Origin of the sequence: Arenimonas sp., from assembly GCF_044353605.1 — a bacterium.
In the GTDB taxonomy this organism is placed as follows: Bacteria; Pseudomonadota; Gammaproteobacteria; order Xanthomonadales; family Xanthomonadaceae; genus Arenimonas.
Genome location: NZ_JBILBO010000003.1, coordinates 179,132 through 197,780, shown reverse-complemented (window position 1 = coordinate 197,780; position 18,649 = coordinate 179,132). Strand labels below are relative to the sequence as shown.

General features: G+C 58.9%; 19 protein-coding genes. 12 read left to right on the top strand and 7 right to left on the bottom strand.

The genetic code is table 11. The features are described 5' to 3' along the window. Positions 1–189, top strand: a 189-nt coding sequence (locus tag ACIQ1A_RS03455) for a hypothetical protein (RefSeq protein WP_395769665.1), incomplete at its 5' end; no start/stop codon positions are given. Here ACIQ1A_RS03455 and ACIQ1A_RS03450 read toward each other — a convergent pair. From ACIQ1A_RS03450 to ACIQ1A_RS03440, 3 genes are read right to left on the bottom strand one after another with little or no spacing between them, the layout of a single operon-like run. Further along, positions 143–709 (bottom strand): YceI family protein, encoded by a 567-nt coding sequence (locus ACIQ1A_RS03450; protein ID WP_395769664.1) that lies wholly within the window; start codon positions 707–709, stop codon positions 143–145. The genes ACIQ1A_RS03455 and ACIQ1A_RS03450 overlap by 47 nt on opposite strands. Further along, on the bottom strand, positions 706–1,251 hold the full coding sequence (locus tag ACIQ1A_RS03445) for a cytochrome b (protein WP_395769663.1): 546 nt from the start codon (positions 1,249–1,251) through the stop codon (positions 706–708). The genes ACIQ1A_RS03450 and ACIQ1A_RS03445 overlap by 4 nt, the downstream gene beginning before the upstream one ends. After that, a complete protein-coding gene (locus tag ACIQ1A_RS03440) occupies positions 1,248–1,856 on the bottom strand; it encodes a YceI family protein (RefSeq protein ID WP_395769662.1) in 609 nt (202 codons plus the stop codon). The genes ACIQ1A_RS03445 and ACIQ1A_RS03440 overlap by 4 nt, the downstream gene beginning before the upstream one ends. Positions 1,857–1,994: 138 nt before the next feature. Between ACIQ1A_RS03440 and ACIQ1A_RS03435 the strand changes: the two genes are divergently transcribed. Next, on the top strand, positions 1,995–5,498 hold the full coding sequence (locus ACIQ1A_RS03435) for a two-component regulator propeller domain-containing protein (protein ID WP_395769661.1): 3,504 nt from the start codon (positions 1,995–1,997) through the stop codon (positions 5,496–5,498). Here the strand turns inward: ACIQ1A_RS03435 and ACIQ1A_RS03430 are convergent. Further along, positions 5,491–6,348, bottom strand: a complete 858-nt coding sequence (locus ACIQ1A_RS03430) for an energy transducer TonB (RefSeq protein ID WP_395769660.1) — start codon at positions 6,346–6,348, stop codon at positions 5,491–5,493. The two genes, ACIQ1A_RS03435 and ACIQ1A_RS03430, sit on opposite strands and share 8 nt — an antisense overlap. Further along, a complete protein-coding gene (gshB, locus tag ACIQ1A_RS03425; RefSeq protein ID WP_395769659.1) occupies positions 6,345–7,295 on the bottom strand; it encodes a glutathione synthase in 951 nt (316 codons plus the stop codon). The genes ACIQ1A_RS03430 and gshB overlap by 4 nt, the downstream gene beginning before the upstream one ends. Before the next feature lie 488 nt (positions 7,296–7,783). On the opposite strand from gshB, the gene ACIQ1A_RS03420 reads away from it, so the two are divergent. Beyond that, positions 7,784–8,491, top strand: a complete 708-nt coding sequence (locus ACIQ1A_RS03420) for a hypothetical protein (RefSeq protein WP_395769658.1) — start codon at positions 7,784–7,786, stop codon at positions 8,489–8,491. Here ACIQ1A_RS03420 and ACIQ1A_RS03415 read toward each other — a convergent pair whose 3' ends face one another. Continuing rightward, a complete protein-coding gene (locus ACIQ1A_RS03415) occupies positions 8,492–9,220 on the bottom strand; it encodes a 16S rRNA (uracil(1498)-N(3))-methyltransferase (RefSeq protein ID WP_395769657.1) in 729 nt (242 codons plus the stop codon). Continuing rightward, positions 9,217–10,602: an adenosylmethionine--8-amino-7-oxononanoate transaminase gene (bioA, locus tag ACIQ1A_RS03410; protein WP_395769656.1), complete on the bottom strand. Its 1,386-nt coding sequence runs from the start codon at positions 10,600–10,602 to the stop codon at positions 9,217–9,219. The genes ACIQ1A_RS03415 and bioA overlap by 4 nt, the downstream gene beginning before the upstream one ends. Positions 10,603–10,653: 51 nt before the next feature. Here bioA and nudE point away from each other — a divergent pair, with 51 nt between their 5' ends. The 9 genes from nudE to ACIQ1A_RS03365 all read left to right on the top strand — a co-directional run bounded on the left by nudE (position 10,654) and on the right by ACIQ1A_RS03365 (position 18,610). Then, positions 10,654–11,199 (top strand): ADP compounds hydrolase NudE, encoded by a 546-nt coding sequence (gene nudE, locus ACIQ1A_RS03405; protein ID WP_395769655.1) that lies wholly within the window; start codon positions 10,654–10,656, stop codon positions 11,197–11,199. Continuing rightward, positions 11,196–11,975 carry a 3'(2'),5'-bisphosphate nucleotidase CysQ gene (cysQ, locus tag ACIQ1A_RS03400; RefSeq protein WP_395769654.1) on the top strand — a complete coding sequence of 260 codons (780 nt, stop codon included), beginning with the start codon at positions 11,196–11,198 and terminating at the stop codon, positions 11,973–11,975. Before nudE ends, cysQ begins: the two co-directional genes overlap by 4 nt. Beyond that, positions 11,966–12,778, top strand: a complete 813-nt coding sequence (gene mazG / locus ACIQ1A_RS03395) for a nucleoside triphosphate pyrophosphohydrolase (protein WP_395769653.1) — start codon at positions 11,966–11,968, stop codon at positions 12,776–12,778. The genes cysQ and mazG overlap by 10 nt, the downstream gene beginning before the upstream one ends. Continuing rightward, complete coding sequence (locus tag ACIQ1A_RS03390; RefSeq protein WP_395769652.1) at positions 12,765–13,067, top strand: Mpo1-like protein; 303 nt, start codon at positions 12,765–12,767, stop codon at positions 13,065–13,067. The genes mazG and ACIQ1A_RS03390 overlap by 14 nt, the downstream gene beginning before the upstream one ends. Before the next feature lie 71 nt (positions 13,068–13,138). Beyond that, positions 13,139–13,852, top strand: coding sequence for a response regulator transcription factor (locus tag ACIQ1A_RS03385; RefSeq protein ID WP_395769651.1), 714 nt, complete (start codon positions 13,139–13,141; stop codon positions 13,850–13,852). Continuing rightward, on the top strand, positions 13,849–15,153 hold the full coding sequence (locus ACIQ1A_RS03380) for a sensor histidine kinase (RefSeq protein ID WP_395769650.1): 1,305 nt from the start codon (positions 13,849–13,851) through the stop codon (positions 15,151–15,153). The genes ACIQ1A_RS03385 and ACIQ1A_RS03380 overlap by 4 nt, the downstream gene beginning before the upstream one ends. Positions 15,154–15,169: 16 nt before the next feature. Continuing rightward, positions 15,170–16,699 carry an efflux RND transporter periplasmic adaptor subunit gene (locus tag ACIQ1A_RS03375; RefSeq protein WP_395769649.1) on the top strand — a complete coding sequence of 510 codons (1,530 nt, stop codon included), beginning with the start codon at positions 15,170–15,172 and terminating at the stop codon, positions 16,697–16,699. After that, entirely contained in the window at positions 16,696–17,391 is a 696-nt protein-coding gene (locus tag ACIQ1A_RS03370) for an ABC transporter ATP-binding protein (protein ID WP_395769648.1), read from the top strand. Before ACIQ1A_RS03375 ends, ACIQ1A_RS03370 begins: the two co-directional genes overlap by 4 nt. After that, entirely contained in the window at positions 17,381–18,610 is a 1,230-nt protein-coding gene (locus tag ACIQ1A_RS03365) for an ABC transporter permease (protein ID WP_395769647.1), read from the top strand. Before ACIQ1A_RS03370 ends, ACIQ1A_RS03365 begins: the two co-directional genes overlap by 11 nt. Positions 18,611–18,649 lie beyond the last annotated feature (39 nt).

Below are 18,649 nucleotides of genomic sequence, written 5' to 3'. Positions count from 1 at the left end.
CTGCATGCCGCCGGTGTGCGCGACTTCGAATCACACTTCATCGACGGTGATGCGCTGCTGGAAAGCCGTTATGGCGCCCGCGTTCCGGTTTTGAGTGATGGCAGCGGACGGGAGCTGGACTGGCCGTTTTCAGTGGATACGCTCAGGGCTTGGCTGCTGCCTTCGGAACCAACACCAACACAGTCTTAACCTTTACCGCATTCGGAAGTATGCCGGTGTCCGACCAATCGCCCGTGCCGACCTTGTAGTCGAGACGGTTGACCGTGGCTTCACCGGTCAGGATCGCACTTTGTCCGGGTTTCCAGCTGAACACCAAAGCCACCGGTTTATTGATGCCGCGCAGACTGAGTGTTCCGTTGGCCTGATAACGGCCTTTGCCCAGATCCTTGAAGGATGTGGCGGTGTAACGTGCGGTCGGCGTTTTGCGGACATCGAAGAAGTCCGAGGTTTTCAGCGTATCGTCGCGCTCGCTGTTGCGGGTATCGGCGCTGGCCAGATCAATGCTCACGTCGAAGCGTGCCTGTTCAAGACGCTTCGGATCGAAACGGATTTGCGGCGTGAAGCGACTGAAGCTGCCGCTGAAGGCCTCGCCCTGGAAGCTGGAGCTGAATCCCAGACTGGAGCCTTTGGCCATCTGCCAATCCTGGGCGGAAACGGGCGTGGCGGCGGCGAGCAGCGCTATGCCGAGCAGTCGTGCGTAAACGTTCATGGCATTTTCCCGGTCATGCGTTTGAGAGTGTCGTCTTTGATGACATAGTGATGGAACAGGGCGGCACCGGCATGCACCAGAAGAAGTGCCGCCAGCAGGGTGAATCCGGTCTCGTGCAGGTCATGCGCGAAATCTTTCAAAGCCGGGTTGTAGCCGGTGAAAAGTTTCGGCAGCTGCACCAGATTGAACCACCGCAACGGAAATCCGGCGGCCGAATTGAACAGCCATCCGCTCAGCGGCATGGCCAGAAGCAGGAAATACATCAGGCCGTGTACGGCTTTCGCCGCCAGCTGCTGTAAACGCGATCCGGGCAGATCATCCGGCGTACCGGCAATGAAGCGCCATGCCAGCCGAAGCAGGGTCAGCGCCAGCACGGTCAGTCCGAAGCTTTTATGCAGGGCGTAAACCTGCATCTTGAAAGCTGAGTTCGGAAGTTCGGTCATAATCAGGCCGACAATGGAAAGACCGATGATCAATAGTGCGGTGAGCCAGTGCAATCCGATGCTGATGCTGCCCCAACGCTGTGAGTTGTTGCGAATCATGGTGTGTTGTCCTCGGTGTTGCGGTCGGTAAGCACGGCTTCAATGGCAACATCCATATGCACGCGGTCACCGACCAAAGAAGGCCAGGCATCGATGCCAAGGGCTTTGCGGCTGAAGTCGGTACTGGCCTGCATGCCCAGCGTTTTTTTCAGTGTCAACGGATGCCGCTTGTGGGCATTCAGGATGACGGTAAAAGTGACCGGAGTAGTGCCGCCGGCAATCTCCAGATTGCCGGTGACCCGAAGCAGTGTCTCGGACACCGGCTCGACAGCGGTCGAGCGGAAGCTTGCCGTGGGGTATTCGCTGCTTTTGAGAAAATCCTTGAGAGTTTTCCGGTTCCAGTCCGCATCACCCATATCCAGTGTCGCCAGATTGATGTCGATGCTGACCTGCGATGCGGCCGGATTGTCTTCATCGTAGATCAGGGTTCCGGTCGGCCGTGACACGGTGCCGATGCTCGGAGAGAAACCGGCATGCATGACCCGGAAGGCCACCCGGGTATGTACCGGGTCGATGGCATACCGATCGGCTGCCGCTGCGGGAGCCCCGATAATCAGGGTGAGCAGCAAAGCACTCGTGGGCAGGAGGGGTCGCAGGATGTTCATGATTCCTATCATAGGGCAAAGCCCCCTCCCTGCAATGCATTCGGCAGGCAAATGACTGTTCCACCCCTGAAACGCACCGGTGGGAACAGAAAATGTCATATGATGCCTTAAAGGATGCTTCAGCTTGGGGGATTAGGGATGTCTCGTTCGCTACTCGTGTTTTTTCTGTTACTGATGCAGGCTACGCTGCCCGTTCCCGCATCAACTGGGCAATCGCAGTTTCTCCCGCTTGAAGTCCGCGATGGTCTGCCCAGTCGTCAAGTGATGTCGCTGGCGCAGGATCTCGAGGGCTATATCTGGATTGGCACGCAGGATGGCCTGGCCCGCTATGACGGGGGTAAGTTCAAGGTATACCGGCATGTGCCCGGCGACAACCGCTCGCTTCCCGGAAACTACGTGCAGACCCTCCATGTCGATTCCGCCAACCGGATTTGGCTGGCCGTCGAAGGGCATGGCCTGCAGCAGATGGATGCCAGCCATACCGGTTTCAGTCCGATGCCGCTCGGGAGAGCGGCGGGGGTTGCGGATGTCTGGGCCATCGCTTCGAACGGTGACGGTTCGGTCTGGTTCGGAACATTCGGAAACGGGCTGTTCCGCCTGCTCCCCGATGGACGTCTTCAGCATTACCTGCCGACTCCCGGCAAGCCCGGATTGCCGGATGAAAACGTGCTGGCGCTGGCCTTCGATGCCGGTGGCACGCTCTGGATTGCCACCACTACCGGCATCGTACAGTGGCGCAAGGAAAACTTCATCGCGTTCGACAATACCCGCCTGCAATCGCCGGTGGTACTCAGCCTCATGCCGGATAAAGATTTCGGCATGTGGCTCGGTACCCGTAGCGGCCTGAATCTGGTGGCAAAAGATGGCAGCATTCAGACGCCGGCCTGGGCCACCGAGCTGACCGACAACCGCATCATGGCGATGTTGGCCGACCAGGACGGTTCCCGCTTCTTCGTGGCCCGCAACGGGCTTAACCGCCTTGTTGACGGCCGTATTGAAAAAATGCGCAACGCCGAGCGTTTCATGACCGCATTGCAGGATCAAACCGGTGGTTACTGGTTCGGCGGTGAGAGCGGTCTGCTTCGGCAGCCGTCCTCCTGGCGTTATTTCCGAAGCATTGCCGGACCGGAAGATCCCGTGCCGCTGCGTGTCAGCCGACCCGAGGATTACCATGCCGCGGGTGATGGCAGTTTCCTGCTGGCCGGCAACTCCGGCGACATCGACCGGTACTGGCCCTCCACTGGCCGCATTGCACATTTGGATCTGCCGCCCGCGGCGGATGGCATCAACCAGATTACAGCCATCCGTCAGGATGCTGCGGGGATTATCTGGGCGGGTGCTGCACGCGCCGGCGATGCCGAATTGCTGCGTTTTGATCCGGTCAGCGGGCGACTTCGCATCTGGCGCCAGGACTCGCCCGAGGATCCGTTGCTCATCGGACCCATCAAACATATTCTGCAAACGCCCGACGGGCTGATTTGGATCAACGCTTATGGCGGCGGGTTGCAGGCGCGTGATGCCATGGATGGCCGGATTGTTCACGAAATTTCGCCGGATGGCGGGCACGGCTTGGAGTTTCCCGATCCGAACCAACTGTTTGTCGGGCCGGATGGCGCGCTCTGGGTAGCCGGCGGGGAAGGGCTGTTGCGATGGAATGCCGATGCCGGGAAGTTCATGAAGGTCGCCGGAGCGCCGGAACAGCGGGTCTTCAGCGCCTTGATGATGCCGCCGCAGACGCTCTGGCTCGGGCGGCTCGGATTACTGGAAGCGTATCGCTGGCAAGGCGGGAAGTTGGAGCGGATCCGAAGCATTGCCGGTGACGAGGGTCTGCCGGCGGTCGATGTGCTTGGCATCCGCGCCGACCGAAGCGGGGCGTTGTGGATGACTTCATTACGCGGACTGATGCGTTTTGATCCGATCCAGAACCGGGTCCGGGTTTATGGAATCAAGGATGGTTTACCGAGCCAGGAGTTCCTGAAGCGGCCGCCGGTCATCAGTGATGACGGCCAGGGTCTGGCGCTGAGCACCTTGGGCCCTGTGGCTTTCTCGCCGGACCGTATGGTGGCGACCAGCCAAAAGCCGCGATTGGTCATCGAGCAGGCAAGCGTCCGGCGCGGTGAGGATGTGCGAACGCTCGACTACCGCAAACCGATCGTGCTGGAACCGGATGACCGCGACTTCAGCGTCGACGCCCTGCTACTGACCTTCGATGATGCTTCCAGTCACCGGTTCCGGTCCCGGCTGTCCGGTTACGATCCCGACTGGGTTGAAATGGGCAGCCATGGCCAACGGCTCTTTTCGACATTGCCACCGGGATCCTACCGGCTCGAATTGGTTGCGGCCGGTGTCGACGGCCTCTGGTCGGAACCGTTGGTACTGGGGCTTGAGGTGTTGCCGCCCTGGTGGCGGAGCGACTGGGCATACGCACTGTTCTTAGCGGCTTTTGTGGCGCTGGTTGCCATCATCGTCATGGGCTACCGCAGTCGATTGAAGCAGCGCTACGCCCGGCAACTGGAGGCCCAGCAACAACAATTGCTGGTTCAGGGTTCGGAAGCAAAATCCCGTTTCCTTGCCAATCTCGGCCACGAAATCCGCACGCCGATGACCGGTGTGCTGGGCATGACCGAGCTATTGCTTGCCGGGGAATTGCCCGAGAAGCCACGCACCCAGGTGACTGCCATCAAAAAAGCCGGCGAACATCTGCTGCGGCTCATGAACGATGCACTGGACCTGTCAAAGATCGAAGCGGGGCAACTTGAGCTCGACCATCAGGCATTTTCGATTCGTGCTTTATTAAGCGATGTACAGGTCTTGTTGGAGCCGATGGCACAGCAGAAAGGACTTTACTTCAGGGTGCAGATCGATCCGGAAGTATCGCCCGGATTTCTCGGCGACATCGGACGCATCCGCCAGATTCTTCTGAATCTCGGCAACAATGCCGTTAAGTTCACCGCACAAGGTGGCGTAAACCTGAAAGTACAGCCGTTCTGGCCGAAAGGGCTCCAGTTCGTAGTGATGGATACCGGTCCGGGCATGACGGTCGACCAGCAAAGCCGACTGTTCCAGAGGTTCGTACAAGCCGATGGTGTTCTTACTGCGCAGCAATTCGGCGGCAGCGGATTGGGTCTGGCGATAAGCAAGGAGTTGGCCTTCTTGATGGGCGGGGATATTCAGCTCAGCAGCGAGCCCGGTAAAGGCTCGATGTTCACGCTCACCCTGCCGCTGCCCTCAGCACCGGTACCGGCAGTTGTTGCTGAGCCATCGCAGGCCGCTGTGATGGGAAATTTGCGCATCCTGCTGGTCGAAGATGACGACACTATCAGCCAGGTGGTCAGTCAGATGCTCTCGGCTGACGGTCATACCGTGACCGGCACGCGCAATGCGCTCGAAGCCATGACCCGTACAGCGCAGGAAGCCTTCGACATGGTTTTCTGTGACATCGATCTGCCGGGGATGGACGGGCTCGAGTTGACCCGGCTTTGGCGACAACAGGGCCTGACAGCGCCGATTGTCGCGCTGACGGCCCGGACGCAGACCGATGCCGAGCAGCAGGCTCTGGACGCGGGCATGAACGGATTCCTGCGCAAGCCAGTGACCGGTCTTCAGTTGCGAACGGCCATCGGCGCGGTGCGGCCTAGTTAAGACTGGTCTGTCCAGCGATGAACTGCCAAGTGCGTGTGATGTAGAGCATATTTGGGTTTTCCGCGGTTTCCGGCAGGGCCGCGAACGGTTCGGAGAGTCTCACGATGTCCACGGCCGCTTTGTCGAGAACCTTGTTGCCACTGGATTTGACCACGGTGATGCCTTCAATGCGGCCATCGCGGCGGATGGCGACTGTCAGGATCAATTGCCCGTTGAGCCGGTTGATCAGTGCCTGTTGCGGATTGTTGGTATTGCCGATGCGTTCAACCCGGCGCACCCAGTCGTTCATGTACTGGGCGTATGCGGATTCACGGGTACTGGCGGTGATGTATTTATGGCGGCTGCGGCGGGCCTGCAGGGTTTGCTTCTGGTTGTACTCATTGGCCAGCTTGGCCAAGACCAGGCTCTGTTCCACCAGCTCCTGCCCAGGCGACAACGGTTCGGTGCTGTTGGGGTTTGGTTCCTGGGCGCGCGATTGGCTCAGCGTGCTTGCGCTCTGGCTGGTAAGAACGCGTTGGACGGCCTCCGGTTCCGGCGGCGTCTGTTGGGCCTGCAAGGCCATGGGGGCGTCGCCGGACTGGGTCTGCGGCAATTGCGACAGTTGGTCGTCCTTCGGGCGCTGTGACGCCACGCTGTCGCCGCCGCCCTGATTATTGGCCTGCGCCAGAAAGTCCGCCTGTTCCGGCGGTGCCGGGCTTGCGGTCGGGCTGAGGATGACGTCCAGGGTCGGGTTGACCGGTGCGGCTTTATTCAATGTGAAACCAACGCCCAACACCACCACGCCATAGCCGATCAGGGACAGCAGGAAGGTGCCGGTCAGGCGATCGCGTGGCCCGACCTTCCGGGTCATGCCTTGTCCAGACGCGCTTCGATGGCATCGAACAGCAGGCCGGCGATATTTAGTCCGAACTGCTTGTCCAGTTCCCGCACGCAGGTCGGACTGGTCACATTGACTTCGGTCAGATAATCGCCGATGACATCCAAGCCGACGAACAGCATCCCGTGTTCACGCAGCCACGGACCCAGCTGGCCGGCAATCCAGAAGTCGCGTTCGCTCAGCGGCCGGCCTTCGCCCTTGCCGCCGGCAGCCAGATTGCCCCGGAATTCATCTCCTTGGGGAATGCGCGCCAGGGCATAGGGTACCGGTTCGCCGTCCACCAGAATAATGCGTTTGTCGCCGTCCCGGATTTCGGGCAGATAGCGCTGGAGCATGGTCAGTGACCCGTCAGCAGTCAGTGTTTCCAGAATCACATTCAGATTGCTGTCGCCCTGACGGATACGGAAGATCGATTTGCCTCCCATGCCATCGAGCGGTTTGGCCACGACATCGCCGTGTTCCCGGATGAATGCCTTGAGGTCGCCCATGCTGCGGCTGACCAGCGTCGGCGGACAGCATTGCGGAAACAGCAGTGCCGCCAGCTTCTCATTGAGGTCGCGCAGCCCCTGTGGTCGGTTCACCACCAATACCCCCTCATTTTCGACAATGCTGAGGATTTGAGTGTCATGAATAAACTGGTCGGTGACCGGCGGATCCTTGCGCATCAGCACGACCTGAACCTCGGCAAATGAGGATGTCTGCCAATCACTCATCGTAAAATATTGATATTTATCGTCTTTGAGCCGCAGTTCGGACATCGCAGCGATCGCTCTGCCGTCCCGGATCGCCAAACTACCGGGCTGAACATAGAGCACGCGGTAGCCGCGGCGCTGGGCTTCCAGCATCAGGGCGAAACTGGTATCTTTTTCAGTGTGGATGTCCTCGATCGGATCCATCACCACAGCTACGGCTTTGTGCATGCGGGGTCTCGCTCTCGAATTTCGGGGTTTATGTTGATTCGGAATACTGAAATACTTGGACAGGTAAAAGCGGGTTCATAAATATCATTATGGCAGAGTACTGCGATTCAGTGGACTTTGCGCACCAGTAAATTTTTTACTCAGTTCGATATGAGCCTTGTAGATAAATAATATGAAAACCTTGGCGATAGATAATTAAGACGATTATTTCTATTCAGAATACAGAGGCTGCCCCTGCTGCGGAACTGCAGGGCTATATTCAGCCTGCTGTAGCGTGTTCCTCGGCATCGGCTGAGCATAATGTTTCTCCGCCCATCATCGACCCGGCACTTCTTCAAATTCTGGATTCGGAAGTCTCTCTTCAGCTAAGTATTATTAATGAGTGGCTTGAGGGTTCAGTCGTTTCAGAATCCGCTGGGTATAATCAGAAGCTGTTTAATGCATTCCATGTGATAAACAGTGCTTTTTCCATTTCCGATGTGATGAATATGGCCAGTATTCTTGCATCAGCGGAAAATTTGATTCAGCGAGGCATTGTTCACGGCCTTATAGCCAATGTTGAAGCAATTGCATGTTTTTCGCAGATAGCAGATGCCATACAGGCTACTTTGGATGATTTAAGACAAGGTGTGGCGCCAGGTCGTTATCATGCGCTTGAGTTATGGGTCATTGAAAAACGAGATGAGCTTGCAGGTTTATCCGGCTCATTACCGGCTTCGTTTGATCTAGCTGAGGGCTCCGTTGAGCAATCGACTTCAGAAAAAATTCAAATTGATGGATATGAGCTAAGCTTAGATGAGCTTGAACGTCTAACTGATCCAAACTCTGTCTCTGAGGCATCCACTGCTGTTATTCGCCCAGACACTCCGTCAGCAACTTTTTCAGCGGTGTCCGAGACTGAATTGAGTCCATGCGGCGTGGGTCAGCCAAGCCTGGCTGACGTAAAACGAGAGACTTCCTTCGAGGCGAATAATATCAATGCACAGCTATTAAGTCAGCTCGTAAATTTTTGCGGTGATGTCGCCATTTATTGTGCTGTCATTGAAGAAAAACTTGAAGGGCTCAAAGCTAATTTGGCTGAGGTCAATAAGCGTGTCTCGCATCTTATTGAGAATCCAATTAGCTTGGATGCCGAAAGCGAAACCGAAACCGGAACACGAATTAACTCAATAAAAAACAATCCAGATATCCCATGATTACCAGTCGCCGTAATGCGATTGAAGCGCAGCGGTAACGGCAATTCCCGCGGTTTCAGTGCGAAGAATCCGTGGTCCGATCCGCAACCCCTTGAATCCTGCCGTATGCAGCAGGTGGATGTCGCGTTCGGTGAAACCTCCTTCGGGCCCGATGGCCAGGATGAGGTTACCGTCATCGGGAATCCCTAATCCTGCAATGTCGTCTGCGGCATCCGGTTGCAGATAGTAAGCGCCAGCGATGCCCCGGGCATCGATGCGATGGATGGCAATCGGCGGATTTACCATTGGCACCATCGCACGTCCGGATTGCTCGCAGGCCGAACGCACGACACCCTGCCAGTGTGCAAGTTTCTTATCACCGCGTTCGCCGTCGAGTTTGACTTCGGTTCGGTCCGATACGATCGGCGTGAATTCGGCAACGCCGAGTTCTGTCGACTTCTGCAGGATCCAGTCCATTTTCTCGCCGCGTGCGATGCTTTGGTAGAGATGGATCCGCAGCGGCGATTCATTCAGCACGGCGATTTTGTCCAGAACGCGGACACGTGCTCCGCGCTTTTCAAGACTGAGGATGTGGCACGGATAGTCGTAACCGTCACCGTTGAATAGATTGAAAACATCATCGATTTCCAGGCGGAGCACGCGTATGACATGGTTGCTGACCATTTCCGGTAGCACCAGCTCGCATTCCGGTTGCAGCGGCATTTCGATGAAACTACGGATGGTTCTCATGTGAAGGCCTCCGTGAGTGCCGTGGCGGTGACGTCAGCCAGGAGCCTTAGTTCCTCCTCCCCGACGCAATAGGGGGGCATCCAGTACAGCACGTCCCCGAGAGGCCTTAGCAGAACGCCGCGCGCGATGGCGTGCCGGTAGGCGCGCAGGCCCATGCCGCCAGCGATTTCGACTGCGGTGCCGTTGCCCCCGCTGGCGGCCCGGGTTTCAATGGCCAGAATCATGCCGGTCTGCCGGACTTCCGCCACGTTCGGATGGTTCGCCAATGGCGCGGCCAGTGCAGTCATGCGCGCGGCGATGCCGCGGTTGCGCACCAGCACATCGTCTTCGTCGAAGATGGCTAGCGAGGCCACTGCCGCGGCACAGGCCAGCGGGTTGCCACTATAGCTGTGCGAGTGCAGGAAGGCACGTTCGCGCGAATCATCCAGGAAAGCCTCGTAAACATGCTCGGTGGTCAATACCGCTGACAGTGGCATGAAACCGCCGGTCAGGCCTTTCGACAGGCACAGGAAGTCCGGCGCGATGGCGGCCTGTTCACAGGCGAACAGGGTGCCGGTGCGGCCGAAGCCGACCGCAATCTCGTCGGCGATAAGGTGCGCGCCATGCGCGTCGCAGATTGCGCGCGCACGCTGCAGATAGGCTGGATGATGCATGCGCATGCCACCGGCGCATTGCACCAACGGCTCCAGAATCAGCGCGCTGATTTCGCCGGGATGCGCCGCGAAAATATCGGCCAAGGCATCGGCTCGCCGCAATGCGCAGGCTTCAGCCGATTCGCCGGGCTCGGCGGTGAAGGCGTCCGGCGATGGTGCGAACAGCGGTTGCAGCAGCAACGGTGCGTAAGTCCGGCGGTAGAGCGGGATGTCGCCCATGGACAACGCCCCCAGGGTCTCGCCGTGATAGCTGTTGCTGAGCGCCACGAAGCGTGTGCGGCGTTCGTCACCGCGGTTGCGGTGGCTGTGGAAGCTCATTTTCAGCGCCACCTCGATCGCCGCCGATCCGTTGTCGGCATAAAACACGCGTGCAAGTGGTGCGCGTCCGGTCTGGCGCGGCGCGACCGCCAGCAGTGATTCGGCCAGTCGCAGTCCGGGCTCGTGTGAGAAGCCGGCAAAGATCACGTGCTCAAGCTCGCGGGCCTGAGAAGCCACCGCCTCGGCGATACGGGGTTCAGCATGGCCGAACAGGTTGGTCCACCAGCTGCTGATGGCATCCAGGTAGCGGGTGCCGTCCACGCCTTCCAGCCAGGCGCCGCGCCCGCGGCGGATCGGGATCAGGGGCAGGCTGTTGGGGTGTTCGCGCATCTGCGTACAGGGATGCCACAGGACGGCGAGGTCGCGTCGGTGCCATTCCGCCAGATCCTGCGGCGTGATGAATGTGGACATAATTCGCTTTCCTCTCTAGCCAGTCCTGCCGAAACGCGCGACAATGAAACCATGAATTCCCTGCCTATTATCCATTCCCGCGAGCTGATTGAAAACAGCCACGGCAGGCGCGAGCGCATCGATTTGGAATTCTCCAACGGCGAACGTCGCCGTTATGAACGGGCATTGCATCAGGGGCATGGCGCCGTGATGATTGCCGCCATGCCCGATAAGCATACCGTGTTGCTGATCAAGGAGTATGCGGCCGGCACCCACCGTTACGAGCTGTGCCTGCCGAAAGGGCGGATTGATCCGGGCGAAACGGTGCTGGAAGCCGCCAATCGCGAACTCAAGGAGGAAGCCGGCTTCGGAGCCCGTAGCCTGCGCATCCTGCGTTCCATTACCCTGGCACCGACCTACATGACCCATGCCATCGACTTGGTTCTTGCTGAAGACCTGTATCCCGAGCGCTTGGTCGGAGACGAGCCGGAAGTGCTGGAAGTGGTGCCATGGCGCCTCGACCGCCTGCATGAACTGGTGCTGCGCGAGGACTGCTCGGAGGGCCGCAGCCTTGCCGCCTTGCTCGTCATCAAGGAATTGGTGCAATCAGGCACATGAGGAACTGGGCCGATCGACTTGCGGATATCGCCCGCCGTGCCGGTGATGAAATCATGACGGTGTACGCACAGGACTTTGCCGTCACCGAAAAAGCCGATGCCTCGCCCCTGACCCAGGCCGATCTGGCGGCCCACCGCTGCATCGTGTCCCTGCTCCCCGCGCTTGATGGCGGCCTGCCGATTCTTTCGGAAGAATCCTCCCATATTGAATGGCCCGCACGCCGGGCCTGGTCGCGTTATTGGTTGGTCGATCCGCTGGATGGCACCCGTGAGTTCATCAAGAAAAACGGCGAATTCACCGTCAACATTGCATTGATTGACGACGGCGTGCCGGTGCTGGGTGCAGTCTATGCACCGGCCATGGATTGGTTACTGGTCGGCGGCCAGGGCATAGGTGCCCGTTGGCAACAGGGGACGCAATCCGGCATTGCCCGCGTCGCCGGTGCGCCGAATCCGTTACGTGTTGCCGCGAGCCGGTCGCACCGCGATGAAACCACCCAAGCCTATCTTGATCGGATCGGATCGGTCGACACTGTCGGTCTTGGGTCTTCCCTTAAATTCTGCAAAATCGCGACCGGCGAAGTCGACCTGTATCCGCGCTTCGGACCGACCTCGGAGTGGGATACAGCTGCCGCACAGGCCGTGCTTGAAGCCGCCGGTGGCGGTGTTTTTACGCTGGATGGCGCGCCGCTGCGTTACAACAGCAAGGACTCCCTGCTCAATCCCCATTTCATCGCAGTCGGCGATTTGTCCATCGGTTGGCGGGATTGGCTGTGAGCACTCCGATTCAGGAACTTCTCGCCATCATGCGCACCCTGCGAGATCCGGACAAGGGCTGTCCGTGGGATCTGCAGCAGGATTTCCGCTCGTTGGCACCGTATGCCATCGAAGAAGCCTATGAAGTCGCTGATGCCATAGAGCGCGGGGATCCGGGCGACTTGCGCGATGAACTGGGTGATTTATTGTTCCAGGTGGTGTTCCACGCCCAGCTGGCCCAGGAGCAAGGGCTGTTCGCATTCGATGATGTGGTTTCGGCGATCAATCGGAAAATGACCGATCGGCACCCGCATGTGTTCGGGGATGTCACCATCGCCGATGCCGCCGCCCAGACCGAAGCCTGGGAGCGCATGAAGCGCGAAGAGCGTAAGCAACGCCAAGGTTCGGACAACAGCATTCTGGCGGGAATAACAGCCGGGTTGCCGGAGTGGCAGCGTGCTACCAAATTGCAGAAGCGCGCGGCAACGGTCGGTTTCGATTGGCCCGACGTTTCCCTCGTGTTCGAAAAATTGCAGGAAGAAATGGCCGAAGCACGGGTTGAGTTCGACAAGGGCCGCGGCCACGATGCGCTGGAAGATGAAATCGGCGATATCCTGTTCGTGTGCGTGAATCTGGCTCGCCATGCCGAGGTCGATTTCGGCGCTGCCCTGCGCCGGGCCAATACCAAGTTCGAGCGCCGATTCCGGGCCATTGAAGCTTTGGCCCAGCAGTCCGGAAAAGCCCTGTCCGATTTGGATTTGTCGGCGCAGGAAACCCTATGGCAACAGGCAAAAACCCAGGAGGCCGCCAATGACCCAATTTAATACCCTCGCCGAGTTCTATCCCTATTATCTGGGCGAACACCAGAATCGGGTTTGCCGCCGTCTGCATTTCATCGGCAGCTCGCTGGTGCTCGGTTGTCTCGCCGCCCTGGTGTTTACCGGCCAATGGTTCTGGCTCCCGGCGGCCTTCGTGTGCGGTTACGGCTTCGCCTGGGTCGGCCATTTCGCCTTCGAAAAGAACAAGCCGGCGACTTTCCGCTATCCGTTCTATTCGTTCGTGTCCGATTGGCTGATGTACCGCGATATCCTGACCGGAAAAATACCCTTCTAAGGCCGGTTCACACGGCAATCACCCCCGAGGGGGCATTCTTCACAAAGCTGAAGCCCAGATAGGAGAAGCCCATGAAGCGTGATACCCAAGCCGGTTTGATTCTGCTCGTCGAAGACAACCGCAGTCTGTCCGAGGTGGTCGGTGAGTACTTTGAAAGCAAAGGCTTCGGCGTCGACTATGCCGGTGACGGCGTGGATGGCTACCGTTTGGCCACCAAGAACAGTTACGACGTGATTGTGCTCGATCTGAACCTGCCGCGCATGGACGGCCTGCAGGTCTGCCGCAAGCTACGCGAGGAAGGCAAGATTGCCACACCGGTACTGATGCTGACCGCCCGCGACGCCGTGTCCGACAAAGTACTCGGACTTGAAGCCGGCGCCGATGACTACCTGATCAAACCCTTCGCCATCCAGGAACTGGAAGCGCGTATCCGTGCCTTGATCCGCCGCGAGCGTCGGCAGGTGAGCACGGAAGTCTACAAAGTCGCCGATCTGGTGCTGGACACCGGCAGCCTGCGGGCGACCCGTGGCGGCCGCGATCTGACCCTGTCGCCTATCGCCCTGCGACTGCTCGGCATTTTGATGCGGGAGTCGCCGCGCGTCGTGACGCGTCGCGACATCGAGCGCGAAATCTGGGGCGATGAACTGCCTGAATCCGATACCCTGCGCAGCCACCTCTACAATCTGCGCAAGGCGGTCGACCGCGGTTTTGAAAAACAGCTGCTGCATACCGTGCAGACTGCCGGCTACCGCATCGTCGATCTGGACGAACAGCCCAAAATATGAGTGACCGGCATGGACTCCGGAAGAAATTCTGGACGGCATTCGTATTGCAGACGGCGGCCATCTGCTTTGCTGCCGTTATCGGCGTCTATGGGGCATCGGTGGTCATCAAAGACATCCTGATCAAGCAGGCGCTGCAGGACGAAGCACGCCATTTCTGGAGCCTTCACCAGAACAATCCCAATGCTCAGGTGCCGGATACCTTCAACATGAAAGGCTTCCTGTTGCCTCTGGAACAGGTCGGTGCCATGCCGGTGACCTACCGCGATCTCGGCAATGGCTATCACAGCCTCGATAAACAGCGTGGTGGTGAGTTGATCTGGGTGGAAACCCGTGACAACCGCCGCCTGTTCCTGATTTTCAAGCAGGAGCAGGTCGATGCGCTGGCATTCTGGTTCGGTGTGGTGCCTTTGGCGTTGCTGTTGGTGGTGGTGTACGCCATGGTTCTTTTCAGTTACCGGACCTCGAAGAAGCTGGTATCGCCGGTTATCTGGCTGTCGAACCAGGTCCGCAGCTGGGATCCGAAAAAGCCGGATGTGTCCGTGCTGGCGGCCCAGAAACTGCCCGATGACATGGACAACGAGGCCAAGGTTCTGGCGGAGGCTTTGCATGATTTCGGCCAACGCATCGGCCAGTTCGTCGAGCGCGAGCAGAACTTTACCGCGAATGCGTCGCACGAGCTTCGAACACCGCTGACGGTCATCCGTGTTGCCAGTGACATGGTCGCCGGAGAAAGCTGTCTATCGCCGATGGCGCAGCGTTCCATCACCCGCATCCAGAAAGCCAGTCAGGAGATGGAATCGCTCATCGAGGGCTTTTTGCTGTTGGCGCGCGAAGATGATTTCGGGCACAGCGAGCAAGCTTACTGGATATCCGAAGCCGTTGCCGAGGAGGTCGAGAAGGCGAAGCTGTTGTTGAATGGCAAGCCGGTCGAACTGACGCTCGAAATCGTTGCCGATTTCCGCATCGACGTTCCTTATTATGTGGTGTCCACGGTCATCGGCAATCTGGTCCGTAATGCCTGCCATTACACCGATCGCGGCCATATCGATATATCAATCAATACGGGTAAACTGGTGGTCCGTGATACCGGCATCGGCATGAGTGCCCAGCAGCTGGAGCGTGTATTCGATCTGTTCTATCGTGGTGAAACCACCAACGCCGGCGGCAAGGGCATCGGCATGTCGCTGGTCAAACGCTTCTGCGACCGATTCGGCTGGCGTATCGAGCTGGCCAGTACGCCTGACCAGGGAACCGTTGCGACCCTTTTGATACCCGAAGCATCCTCTTCCGAATTGACATGAAACAGGTTGTAAACCCATGAGTATGAAACCGTCCGGACGTTCCATCGGCAAAATCGCCATCGCCTCTATCGCTGTGCTGGCAATTTGGTTCGGCTACCGCAGCCTCAGTGGTGGCGATGAAGCTTCTGAAAGCCAATACCGCACGGAACCCGCGCAAGTCGGTGATCTGTCCTCCAGCATTTCGGCGACAGGTACCCTCGGCGCCACGGCTACGGTCGAGGTCGGCACCCAGGTTTCCGGGACCTTGCAGACGGTCGAGGTCGATTTCAATGATCAAGTCGAGCCTGGACAGGTCATTGCCCGCATCGATCCATCCACGTTCCAGGCCCGCGTCGCGCAGGCCAGCGCCGCTTTGGCCAGTGCCCAGGCCGGTTTGGCCGAAGCCCGTGCCGCCGCCATCAATGCTTCCCGCGATTTTGAGCGAAAATCCCAACTGGCAGCCAAACAGCTGATTTCGAAAACCGACCGTGACATCGCGCTGGCCCAGAATGCCCAGGCGCAGGCCCGCGTCCAATCGGCCCAGGCTCAGGTCAGCCAACAGCAGGCCAATCTCAATAGCACGCAACTGGATTTGGCCAAAACCATCATCCGTTCGCCGGTCAAAGGTACCGTACTCGCCCGCAATGTCGAACCCGGTCAGACCGTTGCCGCCAGCCTGCAGACGCCGGTACTGTTCAAGATTGCCGGCGATCTGAGCGAAATGGAAATCGTACTGACCATCGACGAGGCCGATATCGGTCAATTGCAGGTCGGCCAGGAGGCCACCTTCACCGTGGATGCCTTCCCCGACCGGAATTTCCGCGGCAAGGTCAAGCAGATCCGGCTGGCGGCCAACAATGTTTCCAATGTGGTGACTTTTCCGGTTGTCATTGAAGTCAACAATGCCGATCAGGTGCTGCTTCCGGGCCTGACCGCCACCGCCCAGATCATCACCAGCCGCAAGGCCCAGGTGTTGACTGTTCCCAATGCCGCCCTGCGATTCCGTCCGGCCAGCGCGGCCGCGACCAATGCGGGCCCCTCGTTCGGTGCCCCGACGCAGGCCACACCGCCGTCGATGGAAGAGCGCAGTAAGCGCATGCAGGCACAGTTGGATGCCATGCGTCAGTTTCTGGTGCAGAGTAAAGCCGAACCGGCGGTGCTGGCGAGTTTCGATGCCTCGGCTGAGGCCTACAAACAACAGGCTGCTCGCATGATGCAACGCTTTGCCCAGGGAGGTAATGCCGGTGCAACGAGTGGTTTGTCCGGTGGCGCGGCTCCGCAGGGCATGACCGGTGGCGGCAATGGCACTCGCCGATTCGCCGACCGCTTCGCCAAGGCCTTTGAAAGCGTGCGTGCGCAGCTTTCTCCGGAACTGCAGACGCAGTGGGACCAGCAGATCCAGGCCTTGTTCAATGCCAAACGCGCCACCGTCTATGTGCTTGAAAAGGGCGAGCCGGTAGCCGTTGAAGTCCGTCTTGGCGTTTCCGACGGCAGTCGCAGCGAGGTCATCGGGGGCCTGAAGAACGGTCAACAGGTCATCGTCGGAAGTGCGCGCAGTAAGCCATGACGACGCCGGTCATCGATATCCGCAGTTTGAGCAAGGTCTACGCGCAGGGTACCGAAGCGCAGGTCGATGCACTCAAGCAAATTGACCTTCGCATCCTGCCGGGCGAGTTCGTGGCCATCATGGGTGCCTCCGGTTCCGGAAAATCCACACTGATGAACGTTCTGGGCTGTCTGGATGCCGACTACACCGGCAGCTACCGCTGCGATGGCATCGATGTGCGCAGCCTCGATAAAGAGGCATTAGCCAAGCTGCGGCTCGGAAAAATCGGGTTCGTGTTCCAGAGCTTCAATCTGCTCAGTCGCATGGATGCCTTGCACAATGTGATGATGCCGCTGACCTATGCCGGCATTCCCTTGTCTGAGCGCCAACCGATGGCCGAAACCGCCCTGCAGTCCGTTGGTCTGGGCGGGCGCATGCACCATAAACCGGGTGAGCTTTCCGGCGGCCAGCAGCAGCGCATCGCAATCGCACGCGCCTTGGTCAACCGGCCACCGATGATTCTTGCCGACGAGCCGACCGGAGCGCTGGACTCAAAAACCGGGGCTGAAATTCTGGCCCTGTTCGAATCCCTCAAGCAGCAGGGCCACACCATCATCCTGATTACCCACGATGAACATGTCGCGGCCCATGCCGACCGCATCTGCCACATGCTCGATGGTGTGCTCACCGAGGAGTCCGCCCATGTGGCTTGATACCTTCCGAACCGCCGTATCTTCCCTGCGCGGCAACTGGCTGCGCAGCGCGTTGACCTCGCTTGGCGTCATCATCGGGATTGCGGCCGTCATCGTCATGGTCTCGGTCGGGCAGGGTACCCAGAATGAAATCGAAAAGATGGTGTCCGGACTCGGCGCTAACCGGCTCGACATCAGCTCCGGATCCTCGCGGTCCGGCGGTGTCCGCCTGGGTTCGGGCTCACGGATGACGCTGACACAGTCCGATGCCGAGGCTATCCGCCAGCAGATTCCCGAGGTGGCCTATGTCACCTCCAGTCTGCGTGGCGGCACCCAGGTGGTCTATGCCGAAAACAACTGGTCGACCAGCTGGCAGGGTATCGAGCCGGATTATTTCGCTATCAACGAATGGCAGGTGGCCAGCGGTAGTTCATTACAGGATTCCGACTACAAGTCCGGCGGCAAGGTCGTACTGATCGGGGAAACCATACGTCGCGAACTGTTCGGCGAATCCGAGGCCATCGGCGAGAGCATCCGCATCGGTAAAACGCCGTTTCAAGTAGTCGGCGTGCTCGAATCCAAAGGTCAGGGCGGTTTCGGCCAGGATCAGGACGATGTGCTGTTGGTGCCGCTGGAAACCGCGCGTCGGCGTCTGGCCAGTAACAACACCCTTCCCGGTGGTGTGCAGCAGATTACGCTCGGCGTCGCGCGTGCCGAAGATCTGCCCTATGTGCAGGAGCAGGTGGAAGTGCTGATGCGTCAACTGCATAAGATCCAGCCCGGTGCCGAGGACGACTTCAGTGTCCGCAACATCGCCGAAATCATCGCCACACGGACCGAAACCACCCGCATCATGTCCTTGCTGCTTGGTGCTGTGGCCAGCATCTCGCTGATTGTCGGTGGTATCGGCATCATGAACATCATGCTGGTATCGGTCACCGAACGAATCCGGGAAATTGGACTGCGCATGGCGGTCGGCGCCGGTCCGAAGGAAATCCAGCGCCAATTCCTGACCGAAGCCATGTTGATTTCGGTCGGCGGTGGCTTGATCGGAATATTCATCGGGGTCGGCTTTTCGCTGTTGGTCGAGAAAATGGGCGCGCTGCCAGTGGCTTTGAACTGGAAGGTGATTACGCTTGCGGCGGTCTGCTCCATGGCCACCGGATTGTTTTTCGGGATTTATCCCGCCCGCAAGGCCTCGCAGCTCGATCCGATCGAGGCGCTACGGCATCAGGGCTGAGCACGGCCGGATTGGGTATGATGGAAGCCTGCCAGTCGG